General features: G+C 63.3%; 18 protein-coding genes, 1 tRNA gene and 1 pseudogene. 9 read left to right on the plus strand and 11 right to left on the minus strand.

What is annotated here, in order from left to right; genetic code table 11:
* Positions 1-561: a LysR substrate-binding domain-containing protein gene (locus EN818_RS08885; RefSeq protein WP_245518812.1), complete on the plus strand. Its 561-nt coding sequence runs from the start codon at positions 1-3 to the stop codon at positions 559-561.
* 86 nt (positions 562-647) lie between these two features.
* Here the strand turns inward: EN818_RS08885 and EN818_RS33230 are convergent.
* Positions 648-944, minus strand: a pseudogene (locus EN818_RS33230) (recombinase family protein); the annotation flags it as partial.
* 35 nt (positions 945-979) lie between these two features.
* On the opposite strand from EN818_RS33230, the gene EN818_RS08895 reads away from it, so the two are divergent.
* Positions 980-1213 (plus strand): AbrB/MazE/SpoVT family DNA-binding domain-containing protein, encoded by a 234-nt coding sequence (locus EN818_RS08895; RefSeq protein WP_135904396.1) that lies wholly within the window; start codon positions 980-982, stop codon positions 1211-1213.
* Complete coding sequence (locus EN818_RS08900; protein ID WP_135904398.1) at positions 1210-1614, plus strand: type II toxin-antitoxin system VapC family toxin; 405 nt, start codon at positions 1210-1212, stop codon at positions 1612-1614. Before EN818_RS08895 ends, EN818_RS08900 begins: the two co-directional genes overlap by 4 nt.
* A 672-nt stretch (positions 1615-2286) precedes the next feature.
* Here the strand turns inward: EN818_RS08900 and EN818_RS08905 are convergent.
* Positions 2287-3609: a tyrosine-type recombinase/integrase gene (locus EN818_RS08905; protein WP_245518813.1), complete on the minus strand. Its 1323-nt coding sequence runs from the start codon at positions 3607-3609 to the stop codon at positions 2287-2289.
* Positions 3610-4236: 627 nt separating this feature from the next.
* Here EN818_RS08905 and EN818_RS08910 point away from each other — a divergent pair.
* Positions 4237-4560 (plus strand): hypothetical protein, encoded by a 324-nt coding sequence (locus EN818_RS08910; RefSeq protein ID WP_135904400.1) that lies wholly within the window; start codon positions 4237-4239, stop codon positions 4558-4560.
* A 70-nt stretch (positions 4561-4630) separates the two neighbouring features.
* On the opposite strand, the gene EN818_RS08915 is transcribed toward EN818_RS08910, so the two are convergent.
* Positions 4631-4707 (minus strand) — tRNA-Pro (locus EN818_RS08915).
* A gap of 200 nt (positions 4708-4907) precedes the next feature.
* On the opposite strand from EN818_RS08915, the gene EN818_RS08920 reads away from it, so the two are divergent.
* Both EN818_RS08920 and EN818_RS08925 read left to right on the plus strand, forming a co-directional pair.
* Positions 4908-6428 carry a phosphomannomutase/phosphoglucomutase gene (locus EN818_RS08920; protein ID WP_095805813.1) on the plus strand — a complete coding sequence of 507 codons (1521 nt, stop codon included), beginning with the start codon at positions 4908-4910 and terminating at the stop codon, positions 6426-6428.
* Positions 6429-6440: 12 nt separating this feature from the next.
* Positions 6441-8678, plus strand: a complete 2238-nt coding sequence (locus EN818_RS08925; protein ID WP_095805630.1) for an AGE family epimerase/isomerase — start codon at positions 6441-6443, stop codon at positions 8676-8678.
* Between the two features lie 230 nt (positions 8679-8908).
* On the opposite strand, the gene betB is transcribed toward EN818_RS08925, so the two are convergent.
* The 5 genes from betB to betI are packed head-to-tail and all read right to left on the minus strand — an operon-like array spanning position 8909 to position 15189.
* Positions 8909-10372, minus strand: a complete 1464-nt coding sequence (gene betB / locus EN818_RS08930; protein WP_095805631.1) for a betaine-aldehyde dehydrogenase — start codon at positions 10370-10372, stop codon at positions 8909-8911.
* Positions 10373-10426: 54 nt separating this feature from the next.
* Complete coding sequence (gene betA, locus EN818_RS08935; RefSeq protein ID WP_095805632.1) at positions 10427-12079, minus strand: choline dehydrogenase; 1653 nt, start codon at positions 12077-12079, stop codon at positions 10427-10429.
* Positions 12072-13073: a threonine/serine dehydratase gene (locus tag EN818_RS08940; RefSeq protein WP_095805814.1), complete on the minus strand. Its 1002-nt coding sequence runs from the start codon at positions 13071-13073 to the stop codon at positions 12072-12074. The genes betA and EN818_RS08940 overlap by 8 nt, the downstream gene beginning before the upstream one ends.
* Entirely contained in the window at positions 13073-14602 is a 1530-nt protein-coding gene (gene betC, locus EN818_RS08945) for a choline-sulfatase (protein ID WP_095805633.1), read from the minus strand. Before betC ends, EN818_RS08940 begins: the two co-directional genes overlap by 1 nt.
* The gene (gene betI / locus EN818_RS08950; RefSeq protein ID WP_135904402.1) at positions 14599-15189 is read right to left on the minus strand and encodes a transcriptional regulator BetI; all 591 of its coding nucleotides are present in this window, start codon (positions 15187-15189) and stop codon (positions 14599-14601) included. Before betI ends, betC begins: the two co-directional genes overlap by 4 nt.
* A gap of 186 nt (positions 15190-15375) precedes the next feature.
* Between betI and EN818_RS08955 the strand changes: the two genes are divergently transcribed.
* Together EN818_RS08955 and EN818_RS08960 are read left to right on the plus strand one after the other, a co-directional pair.
* Positions 15376-16542 (plus strand): acetyl-CoA acetyltransferase, encoded by a 1167-nt coding sequence (locus EN818_RS08955; RefSeq protein ID WP_095805635.1) that lies wholly within the window; start codon positions 15376-15378, stop codon positions 16540-16542.
* A 29-nt stretch (positions 16543-16571) separates the two neighbouring features.
* On the plus strand, positions 16572-17576 hold the full coding sequence (locus EN818_RS08960; protein ID WP_095805636.1) for an asparaginase: 1005 nt from the start codon (positions 16572-16574) through the stop codon (positions 17574-17576).
* 84 nt (positions 17577-17660) lie between these two features.
* On the opposite strand, the gene EN818_RS08965 is transcribed toward EN818_RS08960, so the two are convergent.
* Positions 17661-19037: a TIGR03808 family TAT-translocated repetitive protein gene (locus EN818_RS08965; RefSeq protein WP_095805637.1), complete on the minus strand. Its 1377-nt coding sequence runs from the start codon at positions 19035-19037 to the stop codon at positions 17661-17663.
* Positions 19038-19142: 105 nt separating this feature from the next.
* Here EN818_RS08965 and greA point away from each other — a divergent pair, with 105 nt between their 5' ends.
* Complete coding sequence (gene greA, locus EN818_RS08970; protein ID WP_095805638.1) at positions 19143-19625, plus strand: transcription elongation factor GreA; 483 nt, start codon at positions 19143-19145, stop codon at positions 19623-19625.
* Here greA and EN818_RS08975 read toward each other — a convergent pair.
* Together EN818_RS08975 and EN818_RS08980 are read right to left on the minus strand one after the other, a co-directional pair.
* On the minus strand, positions 19622-20011 hold the full coding sequence (locus EN818_RS08975; protein ID WP_095805639.1) for a type II toxin-antitoxin system death-on-curing family toxin: 390 nt from the start codon (positions 20009-20011) through the stop codon (positions 19622-19624). The genes greA and EN818_RS08975 overlap by 4 nt on opposite strands.
* Complete coding sequence (locus EN818_RS08980; protein ID WP_042641941.1) at positions 20008-20229, minus strand: AbrB/MazE/SpoVT family DNA-binding domain-containing protein; 222 nt, start codon at positions 20227-20229, stop codon at positions 20008-20010. The genes EN818_RS08975 and EN818_RS08980 overlap by 4 nt, the downstream gene beginning before the upstream one ends.
* Positions 20230-20261: the final 32 nt, after the last annotated feature.

Here is a 20261-nt window from a genome sequence, read left to right on the forward strand (position 1 = left end):
TTGGCCATTGAGGATATTTTGCGTGAACAATGCCTGACAGCCGTATGCCGTCGGCGCTTCGACATCATCTTTGCGCCTGGGTTCGGCGAAGTCACCTCTTGCCGCGCCGAGATGTTCTGGCAGGAGCGTATCTTTGTTCTCGTGCCCACTGGTCATTCCCTTGCCGAAAAGCGAGTGGTCACGTGGGCAGATCTTGCGGGGATGCAACTGCTCGTGCCGGTCGGAACCAGCGGACCGCTGCTGGATTTACCTACCCTGGAAGGCATCGTTACCGACGGGTGCCGCCCAGCTGTCAACATGTGCCAAGGTGGCCAAGCGAGTGTCATCTTTAGTGTGCAGCTAGGCCAAGGCGTTACGCTAGCCGGTGAGAGCTTCGCGCGAAATGTCGCCTTTGATGCGACGGTATGGAAACCTATTGATGGCCGTAACGGTCTCTGTTCAATCAAAGCTTTCTGGCTTGAAACGAATCCGAAACGTGCCGTTTTGCGGCTGATTGGCCTTGCCAGAAAGATGGCGAATACGATTCCGGGTCCGCCACACTCGCAAGGCGCAAGCTGTTAGTTAGCCATGTCCCGATCACTTCCGCGGCTGGGATTTTCCGAGCAGGGCCGGATCGGCCAGGTACACGGCAACCTGCCATTCGACGTCGGATCCCGCAACGAGCGGAAATGCGCATTCTTAGCCCCCGAATTCTCGATGACCTCGACAAGATGGCTGACGGATCGCGCCAGACGATCAAGTTGTGCGACGACGAGCGTGTCGGCGGGCCCATCTTGCGGAGCAGCTTGGAAAGGGCAAGGCGGAGCCGTGCTTCTGGATAATTGTCTTGCAACCGGCCGAACGCAGTTCCGTCTCCTGTGTTGCGGTCGCCTGTTCGTCAGTAGAACGCGTGCATAACCGATCCACTGGACTAACCGGGGTTGAAAATTGAGCTTTTTTGTAATACCTATTTGGAGCACGGTATTACCAAGGAGCAGACATGACGACCACCGTCACAGCCAAGGGACAGGTGACCATCCCGAAGCCGGTTCGTGATCTTCTCGGCATCGTTCCCGGGAGCAAGGTCAATTTCCGTCGCGCTGCCGATGGCAGCGTGGTGCTTGCGCGCGCCGACAAGAAGCAGCCCGCGAGCCGCTTCGCCAGATTGCGTGGCCATGCCGGCAAGGGGCTCGATACCGACGCAATCATGGCGCTCACTCGTGGCGAATCGTGACGCTTGTCGATACCAACGTCCTCCTCGATCTTGTCACCGATGATCTGAAGTGGGCGGATTGGTCACTTTATCAGCTTGAAGCAGCGAGCCTTGATGGCCCCTTGCTCATCAATGACGCGGTTTATGCTGAGCTTGCTGTTCGCTATGAACGCATCGAGCATCTCGAGGCGTTTGTCGATGGGGCTGGGCTCGAAATCACTTCCATGCCGCGGCCCGCCCTGTTTCTGGCGGGAAAGGTCTTCACACACTACCGGCGGGCCGGTGGATCAAGGAACGGCGTGCTACCTGATTTCTTCATTGGTGCGCATGCGGCTGTCGCCCAGCTGCCGCTGCTGACGCGCGATGTGAGGCGCTACCGGACGTACTTTCCGTCATTGAAACTGATTGCGCCCAATGTGTGAGTCGCCGCAGATCGCATCTCCTCCAGAGGAGGCCGTAAGAAACAGTTTCATGCACTGTCTGAAGCTTTTCGCCAACGAGTCCAGCCGCACTTGGAACTTATCTAATCTAAGGCGATTGTCGGAGGAGGACGGATCAGGCAGGGCGGTAAGGGTCAGCAGGACGAAGCACAGGGCAATCGGCCAGAAGTGGAGCTGCACGATGGGCTTTCTCGCATTGACGCGAACTCAGTGTAGTGATCGAGCCAAGCTGCTTAGTCTATAGTGGCTATCACTGCCAGGCATTTATGCTCATTCCTATCTCGCGTTGGCCGGTATCTTTTTGCGTGGATCGGAAGGTTTTGAACGAGAATTCGCACGAGAGGCTTCCGTTCCATCGACTCAGCTCCGTCGGAGCCTCAAGTTTGCTTCGTGAAGGTTCCGCTCATGGCAGAGCTCCTTCGTCGGCCGACCAAGAGCGATGGCGTTTTCATAATTGAGAGAAAGGACGGCAGGGAACTAACCGGCGGCTCCTATGAGCCGTTCAACTTGGAGATCCGCGAGGCCGCCGACGCGCAATAAGCGATGTGTCCCCGGCGAGAACACAGAAGCAGGACTTCAACCTGCGACCCCAATCGTCCCGATGGGGGCAGCCGGCAAAGCCCGGCATTTCTTGTCATGCCTGGCGGCTTCTGTTCAGCTTTGTTTCCAACTTGACCGTGGAGGTTTCTGTGGCGAGTGGCGGGAGCGTTCGCCTTCTGTCCATGCCGCCATTCTCACGACGTTTTTAGGCAGGTTTCGCGAGCGAGACTTGGAGACGATCGCCCGGATGGCATCTGCCTGAAAATCGGGGTGATGGTGGCCATAGGTCTCAATCAGCATCTCGACCGTCATCCCGAGAAAGCCGGCGGCCGCCCAGGGATCGGAACCCTGTTGCATCAGCCAGGTCGCAGCTGTGTGGCGGAAGACATGCGGCGTGATGTCGGTGCGGAACACGCGCCGATTGCCACCTTCAGGTGTTGCCAAATCGTCATACCAGCCGAGCCCGGCCGCCTCGACCACCGAGCGGAAAGCCTTCTTGATCGATTGGACGGGCTTGCCGTTCCACTCCACGACGTAGTCGTGGGCGATCATGCGGCCGATGCTTGCGCTTTTGCCGCGCCTCCTGGTCTTGATCTCCAGCGGCGTGAGCGCCCATCGCCGCAGATGGGCAAGCAAGCGATCGGGCAGGCGCATCGGCGGCTGGCGTTTCTTCGTCTCGAGGCGACCAACTGCACGACGATAGAAAATGCCGCGTTCGAGATCGACATGGCCCGCTCCGTCGGTCGGTCGAATGGCGGCGCCGCAGATCGCGGCCGAACGAGTGCCGGTATATAGAGCAACCAGGATGAAGCGCGCGACGTGGCGTCCCGTGCGACGGTCGCTGGGCTGCCCTTTCCAGGACTGGCGCATGCGCCAAGCAGCGCGAAGCAATGCTGCGGCCTCATCACGTGTAAGCCAGCGGTCCCTAGGCGCGGACTTCGGTGGCAGCAAGATCGGCGGCGACAAGGTCACATAGCCTTCTCGATGATAGTGGTTCAGCGCTGCTCGCAAGTCCTCCAGCTGCCGCCTGGCGGCGGCGCCATCGCCGTGCGCTTTGCCATAGTCACGGCAGATCTTACCGTCGACGTCGCCAATCATCATGTCGCCGAACCAGTTCAGCACCGCGGCCATACGACTAGCGGTTTCTTTCGGCTTGGCGTGGCCGCACGCGACGTCTGTCAGGTAGACGCTGACGGCGTCAGCTATCGGGACGGTGGCCGGATCACGGCCGCGCCCGCGGACCGGCCGGTACTTTTCGATGATGTATTGAGCGAGCCGTTTGTCAGCGCGTTCGCGGTCGCCAGTGCTACCGCAAGCGCTGATGAAGGTTGCGCCGTCACGGATGAACCAGCCCGCCCGGCTTCGCAAGGCTCCGTCCTGCTTTCTACTTTCATCGCGCCAGACAAGGCGTGCCCCTTTCGACGTCCTCGACATCATTTCCTCTTGCCCTGAGTTCCAATTAGGATTTTAGTAAAAGCGAATAGATGCCTGCTCAGTAGAATACACCTAATAACATAGATACTTACCAGAATAAATCAATAGGTATATCTGGATTTTATTTAGAAAAGAAGAACTTTTTTAGTTAAATACGAAGTCGAATAACACAGTGGGTCGAACGAGATTTTTGGCGGAAAATATTCGGAAGAGGGAGGAAGGGGGGAACGGCTGGCCAGCGGCTTCTCAAGACCAAGCTGAAGCTGCAGAACCTGAGTTATGCCGATCTGGCTGATAGCTGGCCGCAATCGGCGCCGAGGAGAAGGACGTCAGCAACAAGCTTTCACGCGGCCGCCGTATTCTTCGTCCAGCGCCTCAAGGCGAGAGAGCCATAAAGAGGGTTCGACATATTTTGCGAGAAAATCGCGCCTGCGCCACTTCCACGCCGCGACGCTGAAGAAGAGGTCGCACACCACTAGCACCCTTCCGATCCGGTTCTGCCTCAGGCTTAGGGGCTGGCGGGTAGGCAACCGCCGCAAAGGTGCTGGCCACTTACGCGCCTACGCCAGGCGAAAAAACGTCGTGGCTGCCGTTTTGTTTCAGCAGCTGGTTTAGGGGCCGGCTGGGCAGTTGGTCGTGGTGACCGCGTGTGTGATGCCATCGGACGATTCCCCCGATTGTTGCATCGCCGAAGAAGGCAGGAGCAGAAAAACGCCCGCCCTATCGGCGCGCCTTGTCGCGAACGCCAGATCGATCGTGCTGATCGGCTTGTTCCATCTGACCTTCGAAATCCAGGAGCTTGCGAACCGGAAGATAGGTCTGGCCGTCGAACTGGTTGGGCTGCAGGGCCTCAATCGGGAAATGTCGGGGGCCGGTATTGGTCTTAAGTTTCCTCGGCGGCAGTGGTTGTCCCACTCATACCGTTTGGGTCTTGTCCGCAGACCGGGCGCCTGACTACGTGTCTATTTCTGTGGGGATATCTGTGGGGTAGCGAAGTACGGTGTTGCTAACCCATTGTTTTTTCTGGTCGGAGTGGCAGGATTTGAACCTGCGACCCCATCGTCCCGAACGATGTGCGCTACCAGACTGCGCTACACTCCGTGACCAGACCGCGGGCTTATAGCCGCCACTTTCCGATCCTGCAAGCGTCAATGGCTGCAGTTGTGTCGCATTTCCTTGCTTTCCCGAAACTTGCCCTGAAGCCGTGGGATTTCGCCGTCTGATAAACACCGACTTAAAACCTTGTGTGATAGGCCGTCACCTCGATAAATCGTCCTTTCGGACCTGTGGAGTTTCAGATTTTGTCCCTGACGATGGTCGGCGAAGCCCGGCCCAACAGCTTCGAATTCGAGACCTCGGCGCTGATCAAGGCGTCGGGCTTCCGCGAGTATGACGCGCGCTGGTGGTTCGGCCATCCCGGCTCGACACAAGCGCCGGAACTCAACCTGATCGGCGTCCAGGCGCTCGGCATGGGCCTGGGCACGCTGATCAGACGCCTCGGCGGTGGGCCGGACATCGTCACCGGCCATGATTTCCGCTCCTATTCGCTATCGATCAAGCTGGCGCTGGTCTGCGGCCTGATGGCGGCGGGCGCGCGGGTGAAGGATATCGGCCTCGCTTTGTCGCCGATGGCCTATTTCGCTCAGTTCGCGCTCGACACACAGTCCGTTGCCATGGTCACCGCCTCGCACAACGAGAATGGCTGGACCGGCGTCAAGATGGGCGCGGCGAGGCCGCTGACCTTCGGTCCCGAGGAGATGAGCGCGCTCAAGAAGATCGTGCTCGAAGCCGACTTCGACCAAGCCGGCGGCGGCGCCTATGAATTCGTCTCGGGCTTCCGCGCGACCTATCTCGATGACCTCACTCGGGATAAGCACATATCGAGAAAGCTCAAGGTCGTCTGCGCCTGCGGCAACGGCACCGCCGGTGCCTTCGCGCCGGAAGCGCTGGCGCGCATCGGCTGCGAGGTGATCCCGCTCGATGTCGACCTCGACCATAGCTTCCCGCGCTACAATCCGAATCCCGAGGACATGCAGATGCTGCATGCCATCAGCAAAAAGGTGCGGGAGACAGGCGCCGATGTCGGGCTGGGCTTCGACGGCGACGGCGACCGTTGCGGCGTCGTCGACAATGAGGGCAACGAGATCTTTGCCGACAAGGTTGGCCTCATGCTTGCGCGCGACATCTCCAGTCAGCGTCCGGGCTCGGCTTTCGTCGTCGACGTCAAGTCGACGGGCTTGTTCAATACGGATGAGGTGCTTCGCAACAACGGTGCCAGGACCGACTATTGGAAAACCGGCCATTCCTACATCAAACGGCGCGTTGCCGAGCTTGGTGCCGTCGCCGGCTTCGAGAAGTCCGGCCATTTCTTCTTCAATCCACCGATCGGCCGCGGCTATGACGACGGGCTGATCACCGCGATCGCGGTTTGTCGGATGCTCGACCGCAATCCGCAAAGCTCGATGGCCGATCTGTACCGCGCCCTGCCATTGACCTTCGGCACGCCGACCATGTCGGCGCACTGTGCCGACGAGGTGAAGTATGGCGTGGTCGAGCGCGTGGTCGCTGCCTTCGAGGCGATGCGGCACGGGGGCGCCGAGTTCGCCGGCCAAAAAATTACCGCGCTCATCACCGTCAACGGTGTGCGCGTCGTCGCCGAGGACGGCACCTGGGGTTTGGTGAGGGCCTCCTCCAACAAGCCGGAGCTTGTCGTGGTGGTTGAGAGCCCGATATCGTCGGAACGGCGCCGGCAGATGTTTGATGCGGTCGACGCCGTGCTGCGCCGAAATCCGGAAGTCGGCGTCTACAACCAGACTTTTTAGCAAGGCGCGTCCATGAGCCAGCGCATCGTCAGTTTCGTCATGAGCGGCGGCGTTGGCTCGCGGCTCTGGCCGCTGTCGCGCGAGGACAACCCCAAGCAGTTCCACGATCTTTCCGGCGACGGCTCGATGCTGGCCAAAACCTTGCGCCGGCTGGCGGCACGGCCGGAAGGGGAGACGCCGATCTTCCTCATCGCTTCCGAACGCCATGCCGAGCGCGTCCGAGCCGATCTCGCCGTCCTCGATCTTGCCGGCGGTGGCCCGCTGTTCGAGCCGACGGGACGCAACACCGCCGCCGCCGTGGCGCTGGCCACGCTGCGCACGCTTTCCGAATATGGTGACGAGCTCATGCTGGTGGTGCCCTCCGACCACGAGATCTCGACCGCGAAGCAATTCTGGCAAAGCGTCGAGGCCGGCGCTGCGGCGGCCGACGCCGGCCGTCTGGTTGTGTTCGGCATCAAGCCGACGCAGCCTGAGACCGGCTATGGCTATATCGAGGTGGCCACCGAGAGCGCTGGTGTGTTCGACGTCTCGCGCTTCGTAGAGAAGCCCGATCTCGCCACCGCGCAAAGCTATGTGAAGGCCGGCACCTTCTACTGGAACACCGGCATCTTCCTGTTTCGCGCCGGCGCCATGCGCGATGCGTTCGCCGCTTTCGAGCCCAGGATCTGGCAGGCGACGGAAGCTGCATACCAGGCAGCGACGTCGGATCTCTCCGGCCTCTATATGCCGCTGGACCTCTATTCCGAAATTCCCTCGACCTCGATCGACTATGCGGTCATGGAGCGGGCCAGGGACATCGCCATGGTGCCGGCCGGCTTCCGCTGGAACGATCTTGGCTCCTGGCAGTCGCTGCTCGATGTCGGCCCCTCCGACAAGCACGGCAATGTCATTCTCGGCGATGTCGTCGCCATCGATTGCGAGAACTCCTACATCCGCGGCGACGGCCGCCTGCTGTCGGCGATCGGCATGAAGGACGTCGCCATCGTCTCCACCGCCGACGCCACCTTCGTCGCGCCGGTCGGCCACAGCCAGCACGTCAAGAAGATCGTCGAGCAGCTGGAGAAGTCCGGTCGGCTGGAGACGCGGTTCACGCCGGCGCATGATCGTGTCATCGAGAGCGGCGCCTGGCGGCGGCGCGTGCGGCACTGGCTGTTCGAGGAGACGCTGCCGCTGTGGTCGACCATCGGCGTCGACGAGCGCCACGGCGGCTTCCATGAGGCACTGGGCTTCGACACCGCGCCGCTGATGAAGCCGAAGCGCATGCGCACCCAGGCGCGCCAGGTCTACGCTTTCGCCGTCGCCAAGGAGCGCGGCTGGGACGGTCCCGCCGACCGGTTGATCGCCCATGGCATCGACTTCATGGCAGGCCGGGGCCGCACCGAGAGGGGCGGCTGGGTGCGCACGCTCAATGTCGACGGCTCGGTCGCCGACCCGGTCGAGGACGCCTACGATCATTCCTGCGTGCTGCTCGCGCTGGCGCATGCCCATATGTCGGGCCATCCAGACGCTTTGCGGCTCGGCGAGGAGACCTTCGCCTTCCTCGACGCCCATCTCGAGGACAGCCGCATGACCGGCTTTCTCGAAACCTCGAACGGCGAAGGCGAGCGGCGCTCCAACCCGCACATGCATCTGCTCGAGGCCTTTCTGGCCTGGCATCGGGCGACCGGCGAGCGTGCCTATCTGCGCCGTGCCTCGCGCATCATCGATCTGTTCCGCAGCCACTTCTTCGATGCCGAAAGCTGGACGCTCGGCGAATATTTCGACGACGACTGGAAGCCGGTCGCGGGTGAGAAGGGCATCTGGACCGAGCCGGGCCACCATTTCGAATGGGCCTCGCTGCTCATCGACTTCGCCGCCCGCAGCGGCCAGACCGACTTGAATGGATTCGCCCGCAAGCTCTACGCCTCGGCCGTCGCCAACGGCCTGAACCGCGCCACTGGCCTGTCCTACGGCGCCGTCTCTCGCCAGGGGCTGCCGCTCGACACGGTCTCGCGCAGCTGGCCGCAGGCCGAGGCGGTGAAGGCGGCCATCGCGCTCGACGGCTCGGGTGGGCCGGACCTCAAGCCCGAGATCGAGGCGCGCGTCGGCCGGCTGTTCCGCTGGCACATCGATCCGGCGCCCCTCGGCCTCTGGATCGACGGCATCGACGAGCGCGGCCGCTCGCTGGCCACCGACGTGCCGGCCAGCATCTTCTACCACCTGGTCTATGCGCTGACGCAGTATTTGGACGGGACGGCGGAGAAGGGGTGACGTTAGGAGCAGACGCGCGGACGCCTCGTTCCTTCGCGCCCCCCTCTGTCCTGCCGGACATCTCCCCACGAGGGGGGAGATCAGATGTCGCCGATGGATTTCGCCAATCGCCAACATCGTAGAAGAGAGTGGGGCGCCCAAGCTGCCAATCTCCCCCCAAGTGGGACCCAAGTGGGGGAGATGTCCGGCAGGACAGAGGGGGGCGCTGTCCCGCCGGCGTTCGTGATCTGTCAATAAGGCGCTACCACGTCCCCGGTCTCCACATAGACCGCCTTCAGCTGCGAATAATGCGCCAGCGCCGCCAGCGAATTCTCCCGCCCGATGCCGGACTGCTTGACGCCGCCGAAAGGCATTTCCACCGGCGTCAGATTGTAGGCGTTGATCCAGCAGGTACCGGCCTGCAGATCGGCGATGACCCGGTGGGCACGCGGCAGATCGCGTGTGAACACGCCCGCCGCCAGGCCGAATTCGCTGTTGTTGGCGCGCTCGATCACCTCGTCCTCGCTGTCGAATTTGAGCACGCTCATCACCGGCCCGAAGATCTCTTCGCGCGCGATGCGCATGTCGTCGGTGACGCCGGTGAACACTGTCGGCTCGATGAAGAAGCCGCCTTCGAAACCCTGCAGTGATGGCACGTTGCCACCGCAGGCAAGTGTCGCCCCGCCCTGCTTGCCGACGGAGATGTAGGAAACGACCTTGTCTTGTTGGACCTTGTTGACCAGCGGTCCCATCTGCGTTTCCGGATCGAGCGGATCGCCGATGCGGATCGACTTGGTGCGCTCCACCAGCCGCTCGACGAACCGGTTGTGCAGGCCCTTCTGCACGAAGACGCGCGTGCCGTTGGAGCAGATCTGGCCGGTCGAGTAGAAGTTGCCGAGCATGGCGCCGCCGATGGCATTTTCGAGGTCGGCATCATCGAAGACGATCAGCGGCGACTTGCCGCCGAGTTCCATCGTCGCATGCTTCATCTTCGAGCCGGCGAGCGACAGCACCTTGCGGCCCGTCGGCACCGAGCCGGTGACCGACACCTTGGCCACCACATCATGACCCACGAGGCCGGCGCCGACATCGCCGTAGCCCTGCACGACGTTGAACAGCCCGTCGGGCAGGCCCGCCTCGCTGTAGATCTCGGCCAGGGCCAGCGCCGAAAGCGGCGTGTTCTCGGACGGCTTGAACACCATGGCGTTGCCCATGGCTAAAGCCGGCGCCGACTTCCAGCCGGCGATCTGGATCGGATAGTTCCAGGCGCCGATGCCCACGCACACGCCCAGCGGCTCGCGGCGCGTATAGGCGAAAGGGCCGCCGAGGTCGATCATCTCGCCGTTGAAGGCTGCGACCGCGCCGGCGAAATATTCGAGGCAGTCGGCGGCCGATGGCGCATCCGCCACCAGCGTTTCCTGGATCGCCTTGCCGGTGTCGAGCGTCTCCAGCCGCGCGAGGTCGGCATTGCGCGCCCGCAGGATGTCGGCGGCGCGGCGCAGGATGCGCCCGCGCTCGACCGGCTTCAGCCGCGCCCAGGCCGGCTGCGCGGCGCGGGCAGCCTCGATCGCGAGTTCGATCACGTTCGGTGTCGCCGAATGCAGCGTGGCGATGGTCTCGCCCGTTGCCGGATAGATCACCGGCAGCGGCGCGCCGCCTTCGTCCTCGATGTAGCGGCCGTTGACATAATGCGATGCCGTTGGCTGGGCGCGCATGGTTCTTCTCCGATTTGCTGTCGCTGCCTGGGGACCTTGGTCCGCGAAAATGGCCTATCTGTCCGCCACCTGCCAGCGCGGATTGATCCAGGGTTCCTGGTTGGACGGCGCCAGTGGCGTGCGCCCGAGGATATGATCCGACGCCTTCTCGCCGGTCATGATCGATGGCGCGTTGAGATTGCCGTTGGTCACGCGCGGGAAAATCGAGGAGTCGGCGACGCGCAGGCCCTGGACGCCGATCACCCGGCATTCCGGGTCGACGACACTGGTGAGGTCGTCGGCGCGACCCATCTTGCAGGTGCCGCAAGGATGGTAGGCGCTTTCGGCGTGCTCGCGGATGAAGTCGTCGAGCTCGTCATCGCTCTGCACGTGGCTGCCCGGCGAAATCTCCTTGCCGCGAAAGGCGTCGAAAGCCTTCTGGCCGAAGATCTCGCGCGTCAGCCGGATGCAGTGGCGGAACTCGCTCCAGTCATCCGGATGCGACATGTAGTTGAAGCGGATCACCGGCTTGGCCTTCGGATCCGGCGAGCGCAGCGTCACCGAGCCGCGCGACTTCGAGCGCATCGGCCCGACATGCGCCTGGAAGCCGTGCGATTTCGCCGCCGCCTTGCCGTCATAGCGCACCGCCGCCGGTATGAAATGGTACTGGATATCAGGGTAGTCGATGCCGGCCTGCGAGCGCACGAAGGCTGCCGCCTCGAAATGGTTGGTGGCGCCGAGCCCGGTCCTGAAGAACAGCCACTGCGCCCCGATCAATGCCTTGGAGAATGGGTTGAGCACCGAATTGAGCGTGATCGGCCTGGTCGATTCCTGCTGGATATAGAGTTCCATATGGTCCTGCAGGTTGCCACCGACGCCCGGACGGTCGGCAATCACCTGGATGCCGTTTTCCTGCAGATGCGCGCCCGGGCCGATGCCGGACAGCATCAGAATCTTCGGCGAATTGATCGACGATGCCGCGACGATCACCTCACGTCGCGCCTTAACGACCTGAATCTTTTTGTTAGCTTCGATCTCGACGCCGACAGCGCGTTGATTCTCGATCACCACGCGGCGGGCGAAGCCTTTGACCAGACTCACATTCTTGCGCTTGAGCGCCGGCTTCAGATAGGCGTTCGCGGCCGACCAGCGGCGGCCCTTCATTATGGTCTGCTCCATCGGCCCGAAGCCTTCCTGCTTCGAGCCGTTGTAGTCGTCGGTGAGCTCGAACCCAGCCTGGCGGCCGGCCTCCATGAAGGCGCCGTAGAGCGGATTCCTGCGCGTGCCGCGCTGCACATGCAGCGGGCCGCCTTGGCCGCGCCACCCGTCCTCGCCGCCTTTCGCATCCTCCATGCGCTTGAAGTAGGGGAGCACGTCGGCAAAGCCCCAGCCGGCAGCACCTTGTTCGGCCCAATGGTCGAAGTCGCGCGCATGGCCGCGCACATAGACCATGCCGTTGATTGAGGACGAGCCGCCGATCACCTTGCCGCGCGGCGTGGCGAGCACCCGGCCGCCGAGATGCGGTTCCGGTTCGCTGGCGAAACCCCAATCATAGAGGCTCATGTTGAGCGGAATCGACAGCGCCGACGGCATCTGGATCAGCGGCCCGATATCGGTGCCGCCGAACTCGATGACGATCACCGAATGCTTACCGTCTTCCGACAGGCGATAGGCCATGGCCGAACCGGCGGAGCCGGAGCCGATGATGACGAAATCCGCTTCAAGCATTGTTCACATGCGCCATAAAATCGGCGAGCGAGACATTGCCGCCGGTAGCCACCACGAGGACGGTTTTGCCCGCCACATTCACCTTGCCGCCGAGGAGCGCCGCGAGCGAGGCCGCGCCCGACGGCTCCAGCACCAGCTTCATCCGCTCGAAGGCGATCTTCATCGCCCGCCGCACCGAGCCGTCGTCGACGGTGACGCCGCGAACCCCAGCCGTACTGACCGCCGCGAAGGGCGCCTCGCCGGGCTTCCTGGCCATCAGTCCGTCGCAGATCGATTTCGGTCCGATCGGCATGGTTTCGATCGCGCCATGCGCCAGCGACGAACCCATGCCATTGAAACCTTCGGGCTCGACGGCGATGATCGCGGTCTTCGGCGACAGATAGTGGAAAGCGAGCGAGACGCCGCCGATCAGCCCGCCGCCACCGACCGAGCAAAACACCAGGTCGGCGTGCACCTGCTTTGCCGCCAGTTGGTCGAGCGCCTCCAGCCCGGCGCCGGCCTGGCCGGCAACGATTTCGGGATCGTCGAAGGGATGAAGCAGGGTGAGATGCTCCGTCTCGGCGATTTCGCGCGCCTTGGCGGCGGCCACCTCCTCGCGGGCGCGATCGCCATGCTCAGTCAGCACCACGCGGGCGCCATAGCCGGCGGTTGCGTCGCGTTTCGCTGCGGGGGCGTCGATCGGCATCACGATGGTGACGGGAATGCCGAGCGCCTGGCCGGCCGCCGCCAGCCCTTGCGCGAAATTGCCGGAGGAATAGGCGACGACACCCTTCTTCGCCGCGTCCGGCGAAAGCCGTTTCAGCCGCCAGTAGGCGCCGCGCACCTTGAAGGAGCCCGCCCATTGCAACGACTCCGGCTTGACGAAGACGCGCGCCGCGCCGGTTTCCCGGGCGAGGGCGGCCGACTCCAGCAGCGGCGTCACCTGCGTGGCCGCAGACGTGACGGCATAGGCCTGTTTGAGGTGGTCCAGGGTAGGAACGAGAACGCTTGCCATCATTCGCCTCGCGGATACCGCTTGCTCTCCTCGAGATTGTCGAGGTTCATGTGATTGCGCATGTAGCGCTCCGAGGCCTTCTGCAGCGGCTGGAAGTCCCACGGATAGTAAGCGCCATTGCGCAGCGCCGGATAGACGACCCAGCGGCGCGCCTGGCTTTCCCGAACCGCGGCGTCGAAGGCTTGCATGTCCCAGCGCGCCCGGACCTTTTCCATGAAGGCCGCGACCAGAGTGGCATTGGCCTGATCCCCGGCGAGGTTGTCGCGCTCGAGCGGGTCGGCTTCGAGATCGAAGAGCTGCGGCGCATCGAGCTCGCAATGGATGAATTTGTAATTGCCGTCGCGGATGGCGACCAGAGGCGCGTACGAGCCTTCCGCCGCATACTCCATCAGCACCGGCGCGGTGCGCGCCTCGCCGCCCAGCAGCGGCCGCAGCGACTGGCCGTCGGTCCATGGCGCGATCGCTGCAATGTCGATGCCGGCTAGGTCGCAGAGCGTCGGCGTCACGTCGAGGTTCGAGACCGGGGCCTCGACAAGTCCGGCCGGCACGCCCTTGCCGGCGATCATCAGCGGCACTCGCGCCGAACCCTCGAAGAAGCCCATCTTGAACCACAGTCCGCGCTCGCCCAGCATGTCGCCGTGATCCGAGCAGAACAGGATAATGGTGTCGTCGAGCATGCGGGTGCGGTTCAGGACATCCACAAGCTCGCCGACCTTGTCGTCGACATAGGAGATGTTGGCGAAGTAGCCGCGCCGCGAACGGCGCACCTGCTCGGGCGTGATCTCAAAGGCCGCATAGTCGCTGGCGCGGTAGAGCCGCTGCGAATGCGTATCCTGCTCCTCATAGGGGATGAATGGCGTTTCTGGATCGAGCGCCTGGCAGTTCTCGTAAAGGTCCCAGTACTGTCTGCGCGCGACATAGGGATCGTGCGGGTGGGACAGCGAAACGGTGAGGCACCACGGCCGGCGGTCCGCATCGTCCTGTTCCCGCGAAAGCTGGTAGAGTTTTTGCGAGGCCAGGAACACGACCTCGTCGTCATACTCCATCTGGTTGGTGGTCTCCGCAACGCCGGCACCGGTCACCGAACCCAGATTGTGGTACCACCAGTCGATGCGCTCGCCGGGCTTGCGGTAGTCCGGCGTCCAGCCGAAATCGGCGGGATAGATGTCGGTGGTCAGCCGCTCCTCGAAGCCGTGCAACTGGTCAGGTCCGACGAAATGCATCTTGCCGGACAGGCAGGTGTAGTAGCCGGCGCCGCGCAGGTGGTGGGCAAAGGTCGGGATCGAGGAGACGAATTCGGCCGCGTTGTCATAGACCCCTGTGCGCGAGGGCAGCTGGCCGCTCATGAATGAGGCGCGGCCGGGCGCGCAGAGCGGCGAGGCGGTGTAGTTGTTGGCGAAGCGCGCCGAGCGTTGGGCGAGCGCCTTCAGATGCGGCACATGCAGGAAGCCGGCCGGTCCGTCGGGGAAAAGCGTGCCGTTGAGCTGATCGACCATGACGATCAGGAAATTGGGTCGTCTGCTCGTCAAGGCAGGCTCCGTCCGCTGAGCTTGGTTTCGAGATAGTCTTCGACGAGCGCTATGGCCGTTGCCGCGTGCGGCACGCCCTCCTTCAGGGCGCGCCGGATGTAGAGCCCGTCGATCAGAGCCGCCGTCGCTTCGGCGACGCGGTCGGCCTCGGCCCTCATCAGGATGCCGGTAAGCCCGCTCATCAGGTTGGAATGCAGGCGCCGCGCATAGACGCGAAGCAGCCGCCGCAAGGCAGACGACTTTTGCGCCTCGACATAAAAGGCGAGCCAGGCAGCAATCGTCTCCGCCTGGAACTGCTCGTCGGAGAAGCTGACCGCGACGAGGGCCGAAACGCGCTGGCGGGCAGTGCCCGCGAGGCGAAGCGCGCGCCTCGTGTCGGCGTTGAGCTCGGAAAGGATGTGCCGCATCGTCGCAAGGAGCAGCTCGTCCTTGGCGCCGAAATAGTGATGTGCCAGTGCCGAGGAGACGCCGGCGCGGCCGGCGATCTCGGACATGGTCACGTCCAGCGAACCGCGCGCGCCGATCGCCGAGATCGTCGCATCGATGAGCGCCTTGCGGCGCAAGGGTTCCATTCCGATTTTCGGCATAAGGGGGTCCAGTTTGGAGGAGAGATTATTTTTTATTGACGGATCAATCAATCAAAATCGCCGCCCGGCTCAACCGATCGTCCCGCTCTGGCCCATAACACGCACTGGAAAACGGTTCATTGTTGAACAATATTGAGTCACGTGCCGCGACAGGACGTGCTAGGCTTGCGGCAAAAGGAGGCTGCCATGACCGCATGCATCGTCGGCTGGGCGCATTCGCGCTTCGGTAAGCTCGAAGGCGAGACGCTGGAGGGCCTGATCACCAAGGTCGCCGCGGAAGCGCTCGACCATGCCGGCATCGGCCCGGACGATGTCGACGAGATCGTGCTCGGTCATTTCAACGCCGGCTTCTCCCCGCAGGACTTCACCGCGAGCCTTGTGCTGCAAGCCGACGACCGGCTGCGCTTCAAGCCGGCGACGCGCGTCGAGAATGCTTGCGCCACCGGCTCGGCCGCCGTTCGCCAAGGCATCCGCGCCATCGATTCCAACGCGGCCCGAATCGTGCTGGTGGTCGGCGCCGAGCAGATGACGACCACGCCCGGCCCGGAGATCGGCAAGAACCTGCTCAAGGCTTCCTATCTGCCCGAGGACGGCGACACGCCGGCGGGTTTTGCCGGCGTCTTCGGCAAGATTGCGCAGGCCTATTTCCAGCGCTATGGCGACCAGTCGGACGCGCTGGCCATGATTGCCGCCAAGAACCACAAGAACGGCGTCGACAATCCCTATGCGCAACTGCGCAAGGATTTCGGCTATGAATTCTGCCGCCAGGAAAGCGACAAGAACCCCTTCGTCGCCGGTCCGCTGAAGCGCACCGACTGTTCGCTGGTTTCGGACGGCGCGGCGGCGCTGGTGCTCACCGACACCGCGACGGCGCTGAAGATGCGCCGTGCCGTGACCTTCCGCGCCAACGAGCACGTCCAGGATTTCCTGCCGATGTCGAAGCGCGACATCCTTGCCTTCGAAGGCTGCGAGCAGGCTTGGGAGCAGGCGCTGAAGAAAGCCGGCGTCACGCTCGACGACCTCTCCTTCGTCGAGACGCATGACTGCTTCACCATTGCCGAACTCATCGAATACGAGGCGATGGGCCTGGCCAGGCCCGGCGAGGGCGCGAAACTGGCGCTGGAGGGCGCAACGGCGAAGGACGGCCGCCTGCCGGTCAATCCCTCGGGCGGGTTGAAATCCAAAGGCCATCCGATCGGCGCCACGGGCGTCTCGATGCATGTGCTGACCGCCATGCAACTGACCGGCGAGGCCGGCGGTATCCAGGTGCCGGGCGCCAAGCTCGGCGGCATTTTCAACATGGGTGGCGCCGCCGTCGCCAACTACGTTTCCATACTCGACCGGATCAGGTAGAAGCACCTCGCATTCTTGCGGGTGATCTCATGACAAATCCGGTTCTGGTCGAGGTTTTGCGCGGCGCGGTGGTCGAGAGCGCCCATCGCGGCGCCGTCAGCGTCTTCGATGCCGATGGCAAACCGGTCTGGGAGATCGGCGACACGGCGCGCCCGGTGTTTCCGCGTTCGGCGGTGAAGGCGATCCAGGCGCTGCCGCTGGTCGAAAGCGGCGCGGCCGATGCCTACGGCTTCGGCGACCGCGAACTGGCGCTGGCCTGCGCCTCGCATTCCGGCGAACCCGAGCACGCCCTACTGGCCGCGGCCATGCTTGCCAAGGCAGGGCTGGACAAGACGGCGCTCGAATGCGGCGCGCACTGGCCGTTCGACCACAACGCGACAGTTGCGCTCGCGCGCAGCGGCGGCGCGCCGAGCGCGCTGCACAACAACTGTTCCGGTAAGCATGCCGGCTTCCTTGGCACCTGTGTGCACTCGGGCATCGCCCATGCCGGTTACGTCAAGGCGGGTCATGCGTTGCAGGAGCTGGTGCGCGATGCCATGCAATCCGTGACCGGCGCCGCGCATGACGTCGACCGTTGCGGCATCGACGGCTGCTCGATCCCGACCTATGCCGTGCCGCTGAAAGCTTTCGCGCTCGGCTTCGCCCGCATGGCGACGGGCAGGGGCTTTGCGCTGGAGCGTGCCAAGGCCGCCAAGCGCCTGCTCTCGGCCTGCATGACTGAGCCCTTCCTTATCGCCGGCACCGGCAAAGCCGATCTCGCGCTGATGCAGGCCGCACCCGGCCGCATCTTCGTCAAGACCGGCGCGGAGGGCGTCTATTGCGCTGCCTTGCCGGAACTTGGCCTCGGCATTGCGCTCAAATGCGATGACGGCGCCGGCCGTGGGGCCGAGGTAATGATCGCAGCCGTGCTGGCAAACTTGCTTCGGTCCGACGAACCGCTGGCGGCAAAGCTCACGGAACTCGCCCATCCAGCGATCGAAAGCCGCGTCGGCGCCAAGGTAGGTTCGCTGAGGCCGACGGCGGCGCTGAGCTAGCGCGGACAATGCGAAACGCATACGCTATGGCCGCCTTTCGGGCGAGCCATGACCAGCCCGTTGCGTCGCCTGCGTGTAGCCGTTTCAGCTGACCTTGTTGCGCTCGACGGTGAGATGCGCGTAGCCTGTGTCGGCTGATCGGGCCAGATCGCCGGTAACCGGATCGGCCCAGCGCTGGCCGACAATGGCCCCATTCTGCGCGCCATCGATGACATTGTCCGAGATGACCGCGCCGCCCGCACCCTCGACGACGCTGACCACGATGCCGGTACCCGCCTTGCGGATGATGTTTCCTGTGGCCACGACATTGCGCAGGTAGGGCCCCCAGCCAAGCTGCATGCCGTAGAGCGGCGCGTTCTCGACGACATTGCCTGAGACCGTCGTGTCGGCCTCGGCGCTGATGCCCACGCCGAAGCCTGGCGGATCGGCGCTGTAGGGGCCGGTGGTCGTCAGGTTGCGCACGATGTTGTTCGAGCATACCGCCATGCGGCCGCCCTCGTTGAAGTTGACGATCGAGATGCCGTTGGCGGCGCCGTCGACCAGATTGTTGCTGAGGATCGCGCCTTCGAAGGAGAACTCCGAATAGATCCCGGTCTCGCCCGAGCGCGAGCAGGTGTTGCCGGTTATCTGCAGATTGCTGGAGCTGTTGGCGCGGATCGCGGAGAACGCGCAGTCCGAGACGATATTGCCTGAAATGATGACATTGCCCGCGCGGAACGCGTTGATGCCGTTGCCGTTCTGGCCGGTGCCGCCGCTCTTGGCGCCGATGCGCTGCACGCGATTGCCGCTCACGATGGTGCCGTCCTCGGCCGCCTGCCAACGATGCACCAGGATGCCGCCATTGCCGCAATCGGACACGCTGTTGCCCGAAATCTCCAGCCCGCCTGCCTCGACCGAATAGATGCCGGCGTCCGCCGCGCCGGAAATGTCGGAGTTGCCGACGCGGCCGGTCACACGCTCCAACGCCAGGCCATTCTTGCCGCTGCCGATGGCCTGGCAATTGTCGATGACCAGATGCGCGACGCGGCGCAGGTCGAGCAGCCCTTGCGCATAGTCGGCCAGCCAGCGGTTGCTTCCGTCGAACACCAGCCCGCTGAGCTCGATATGCTCGGCCTGTTCGGCCATCATCAGATGACCGTCGCCGCCATAGACGATGCGCGTCGCGCCGGGCACGCCCGACAGGCGTACTCGGGGCGGCAGCTTCAGATTGGAAACGACATAGCTGCCGGGCGGCAGGAACACCGGCGCGTCGCGGTCGCTGGCCGCGCTCAGCATCTTGGCAAACGACTTGCTCTGGTCGTCCAGCGCGCCCGGTTGCACGCCGATCTCGATGGCATTGATCGAGCCACGCATCGAGGCATTTGCGATGCCCGGCAGCACCTTCGCGGATGCCCTGCCGGCCAAGATGCCAGCGGCCGCCAAACCGGCGGTTTGGGCAAGCAGCATTCGTCTGTTCAACATCGGCACAGGTCCTGGCGTTTGCCTGGCCCGTCGCAGGATTCATGCCAACACCGGCTCGTCGGCAAACCGCTTGTGCAGTTGCCGCACCAAGCCTAAGTTCATTGTATGAGCAGAGCTTTTACTCGCGAAGAAGACAGCGAAAATGCCATTGCCGGCATCGGCGAACGGCCAATCAGCACGCACCGCAATCTGGTGACGGCGCGAGGCTTGGCGATGATCGAGCAGGAACTCGAGGGCCTGCGCGACGAGTTGGGCAAGGCCGAAAGACGGGCCGACCGCGAACGCATCGCGGTAGTGTCGCGCGACTTGCGTTACTGGACCGCACGGCGCGAGAGCGCTGAGCTTTCCGTACCGGAGCCGGGCAGCGATGTGGTGCGCTTCGGCATGGGCGTCACGCTGGAAGGCGATGACGGCAAGAAGGTGCATTGGAAGATCGTGGGCGAGGACGAGGCCGACCCGTCGAAGGGCAGCATTTCCCACGTCTCGCCCATGGCCCTGGCGCTGTTTGGCAAGAAAGTCGGTGACGTGGCCGCCGTCAACGGCAAGGAATGGGAGATCGCAAAACTCTCGGACAAAGCCGAGAATTAGTCTTCCAGCTTGACCGTATGATCGCGGAAAAATGCCGCGGCGCCCGCTTCGTCGATTTCGCCGGCGGCGACGCCCATAACAAATTCGTAGACCGTGCCGTTGTCGGCCGTAAGACCGTAGCCATTGATCAACAGGAAAGCGCCGGCAGCGACGATAGCCGTACGCTTGTTCCCGTCGACGAAGGCGTGATTCCTGGCAATGCCGAAGATGTAGGCCGCCGCCAAATCCTCGATCGATGGATCGTCGTAGCTGGCTTTATTCTCAGCGCGGGCAAGAGCGGATTCGAGGGCATTCTCGTCCCTCGAACCTTGCGCGCCGCCATGCCGCAGCAACTGCTCAGCATGCATTGCTTCAACGGCACGACGCGACAGAAACTGCCAGCTCATTCGGCAAGCTTCTGAAGCGCGACCTTGTACTTGTCCATGACCTTGCGGGCTGCTTCCATCTGCCGCTCGAAACTGTCATCCACCGGCTCAAGTGCGATGCCTTTGTCCGTCTCGACAATTTGAAGCTGGTCACCCGCCTTCATGTTCATGCGATCGAGGAGTTCTTTAGGCAGGATCACGCCTTCGGAATTGCCGATCTTGCGAATTGTGGTGTTCATAGCGGGATGTCTCTGTTGCAACGCGGATTATA

Origin of the sequence: Mesorhizobium sp. M3A.F.Ca.ET.175.01.1.1, from assembly GCF_004791945.1 — a bacterium.
GTDB lineage: Bacteria > Pseudomonadota > Alphaproteobacteria > Rhizobiales > Rhizobiaceae > Mesorhizobium.

Bases quoted from the DNA above. Each gene is read 5' to 3' on its own strand.
- EN818_RS08905 (WP_245518813.1), bottom strand. From the start codon at position 3,609: ATGATGTCGAGGACGTCGAAAGGGGCACGCCTTGTCTGGCGCGATGAA.
- greA (WP_095805638.1), top strand. From the start codon at position 19,143: ATGAGCAGAGCTTTTACTCGCGAAGAAGACAGCGAAAATGCCATTGCC.
- EN818_RS08975 (WP_095805639.1), bottom strand. From the start codon at position 20,011: ATGAGCTGGCAGTTTCTGTCGCGTCGTGCCGTTGAAGCAATGCATGCT.
- EN818_RS08895 (WP_135904396.1), top strand. From the start codon at position 980: ATGACGACCACCGTCACAGCCAAGGGACAGGTGACCATCCCGAAGCCG.
- EN818_RS08955 (WP_095805635.1), top strand. From the start codon at position 15,376: ATGACCGCATGCATCGTCGGCTGGGCGCATTCGCGCTTCGGTAAGCTC.
- EN818_RS08940 (WP_095805814.1), bottom strand. From the start codon at position 13,073: ATGGCAAGCGTTCTCGTTCCTACCCTGGACCACCTCAAACAGGCCTAT.
- betB (WP_095805631.1), bottom strand. From the start codon at position 10,372: ATGCGCGCCCAGCCAACGGCATCGCATTATGTCAACGGCCGCTACATC.
- EN818_RS08925 (WP_095805630.1), top strand. From the start codon at position 6,441: ATGAGCCAGCGCATCGTCAGTTTCGTCATGAGCGGCGGCGTTGGCTCG.
- EN818_RS08965 (WP_095805637.1), bottom strand. From the start codon at position 19,037: ATGTTGAACAGACGAATGCTGCTTGCCCAAACCGCCGGTTTGGCGGCC.
- betI (WP_135904402.1), bottom strand. From the start codon at position 15,189: ATGCCGAAAATCGGAATGGAACCCTTGCGCCGCAAGGCGCTCATCGAT.
- EN818_RS08980 (WP_042641941.1), bottom strand. From the start codon at position 20,229: ATGAACACCACAATTCGCAAGATCGGCAATTCCGAAGGCGTGATCCTG.
- EN818_RS08960 (WP_095805636.1), top strand. From the start codon at position 16,572: ATGACAAATCCGGTTCTGGTCGAGGTTTTGCGCGGCGCGGTGGTCGAG.
- betA (WP_095805632.1), bottom strand. From the start codon at position 12,079: ATGCTTGAAGCGGATTTCGTCATCATCGGCTCCGGCTCCGCCGGTTCG.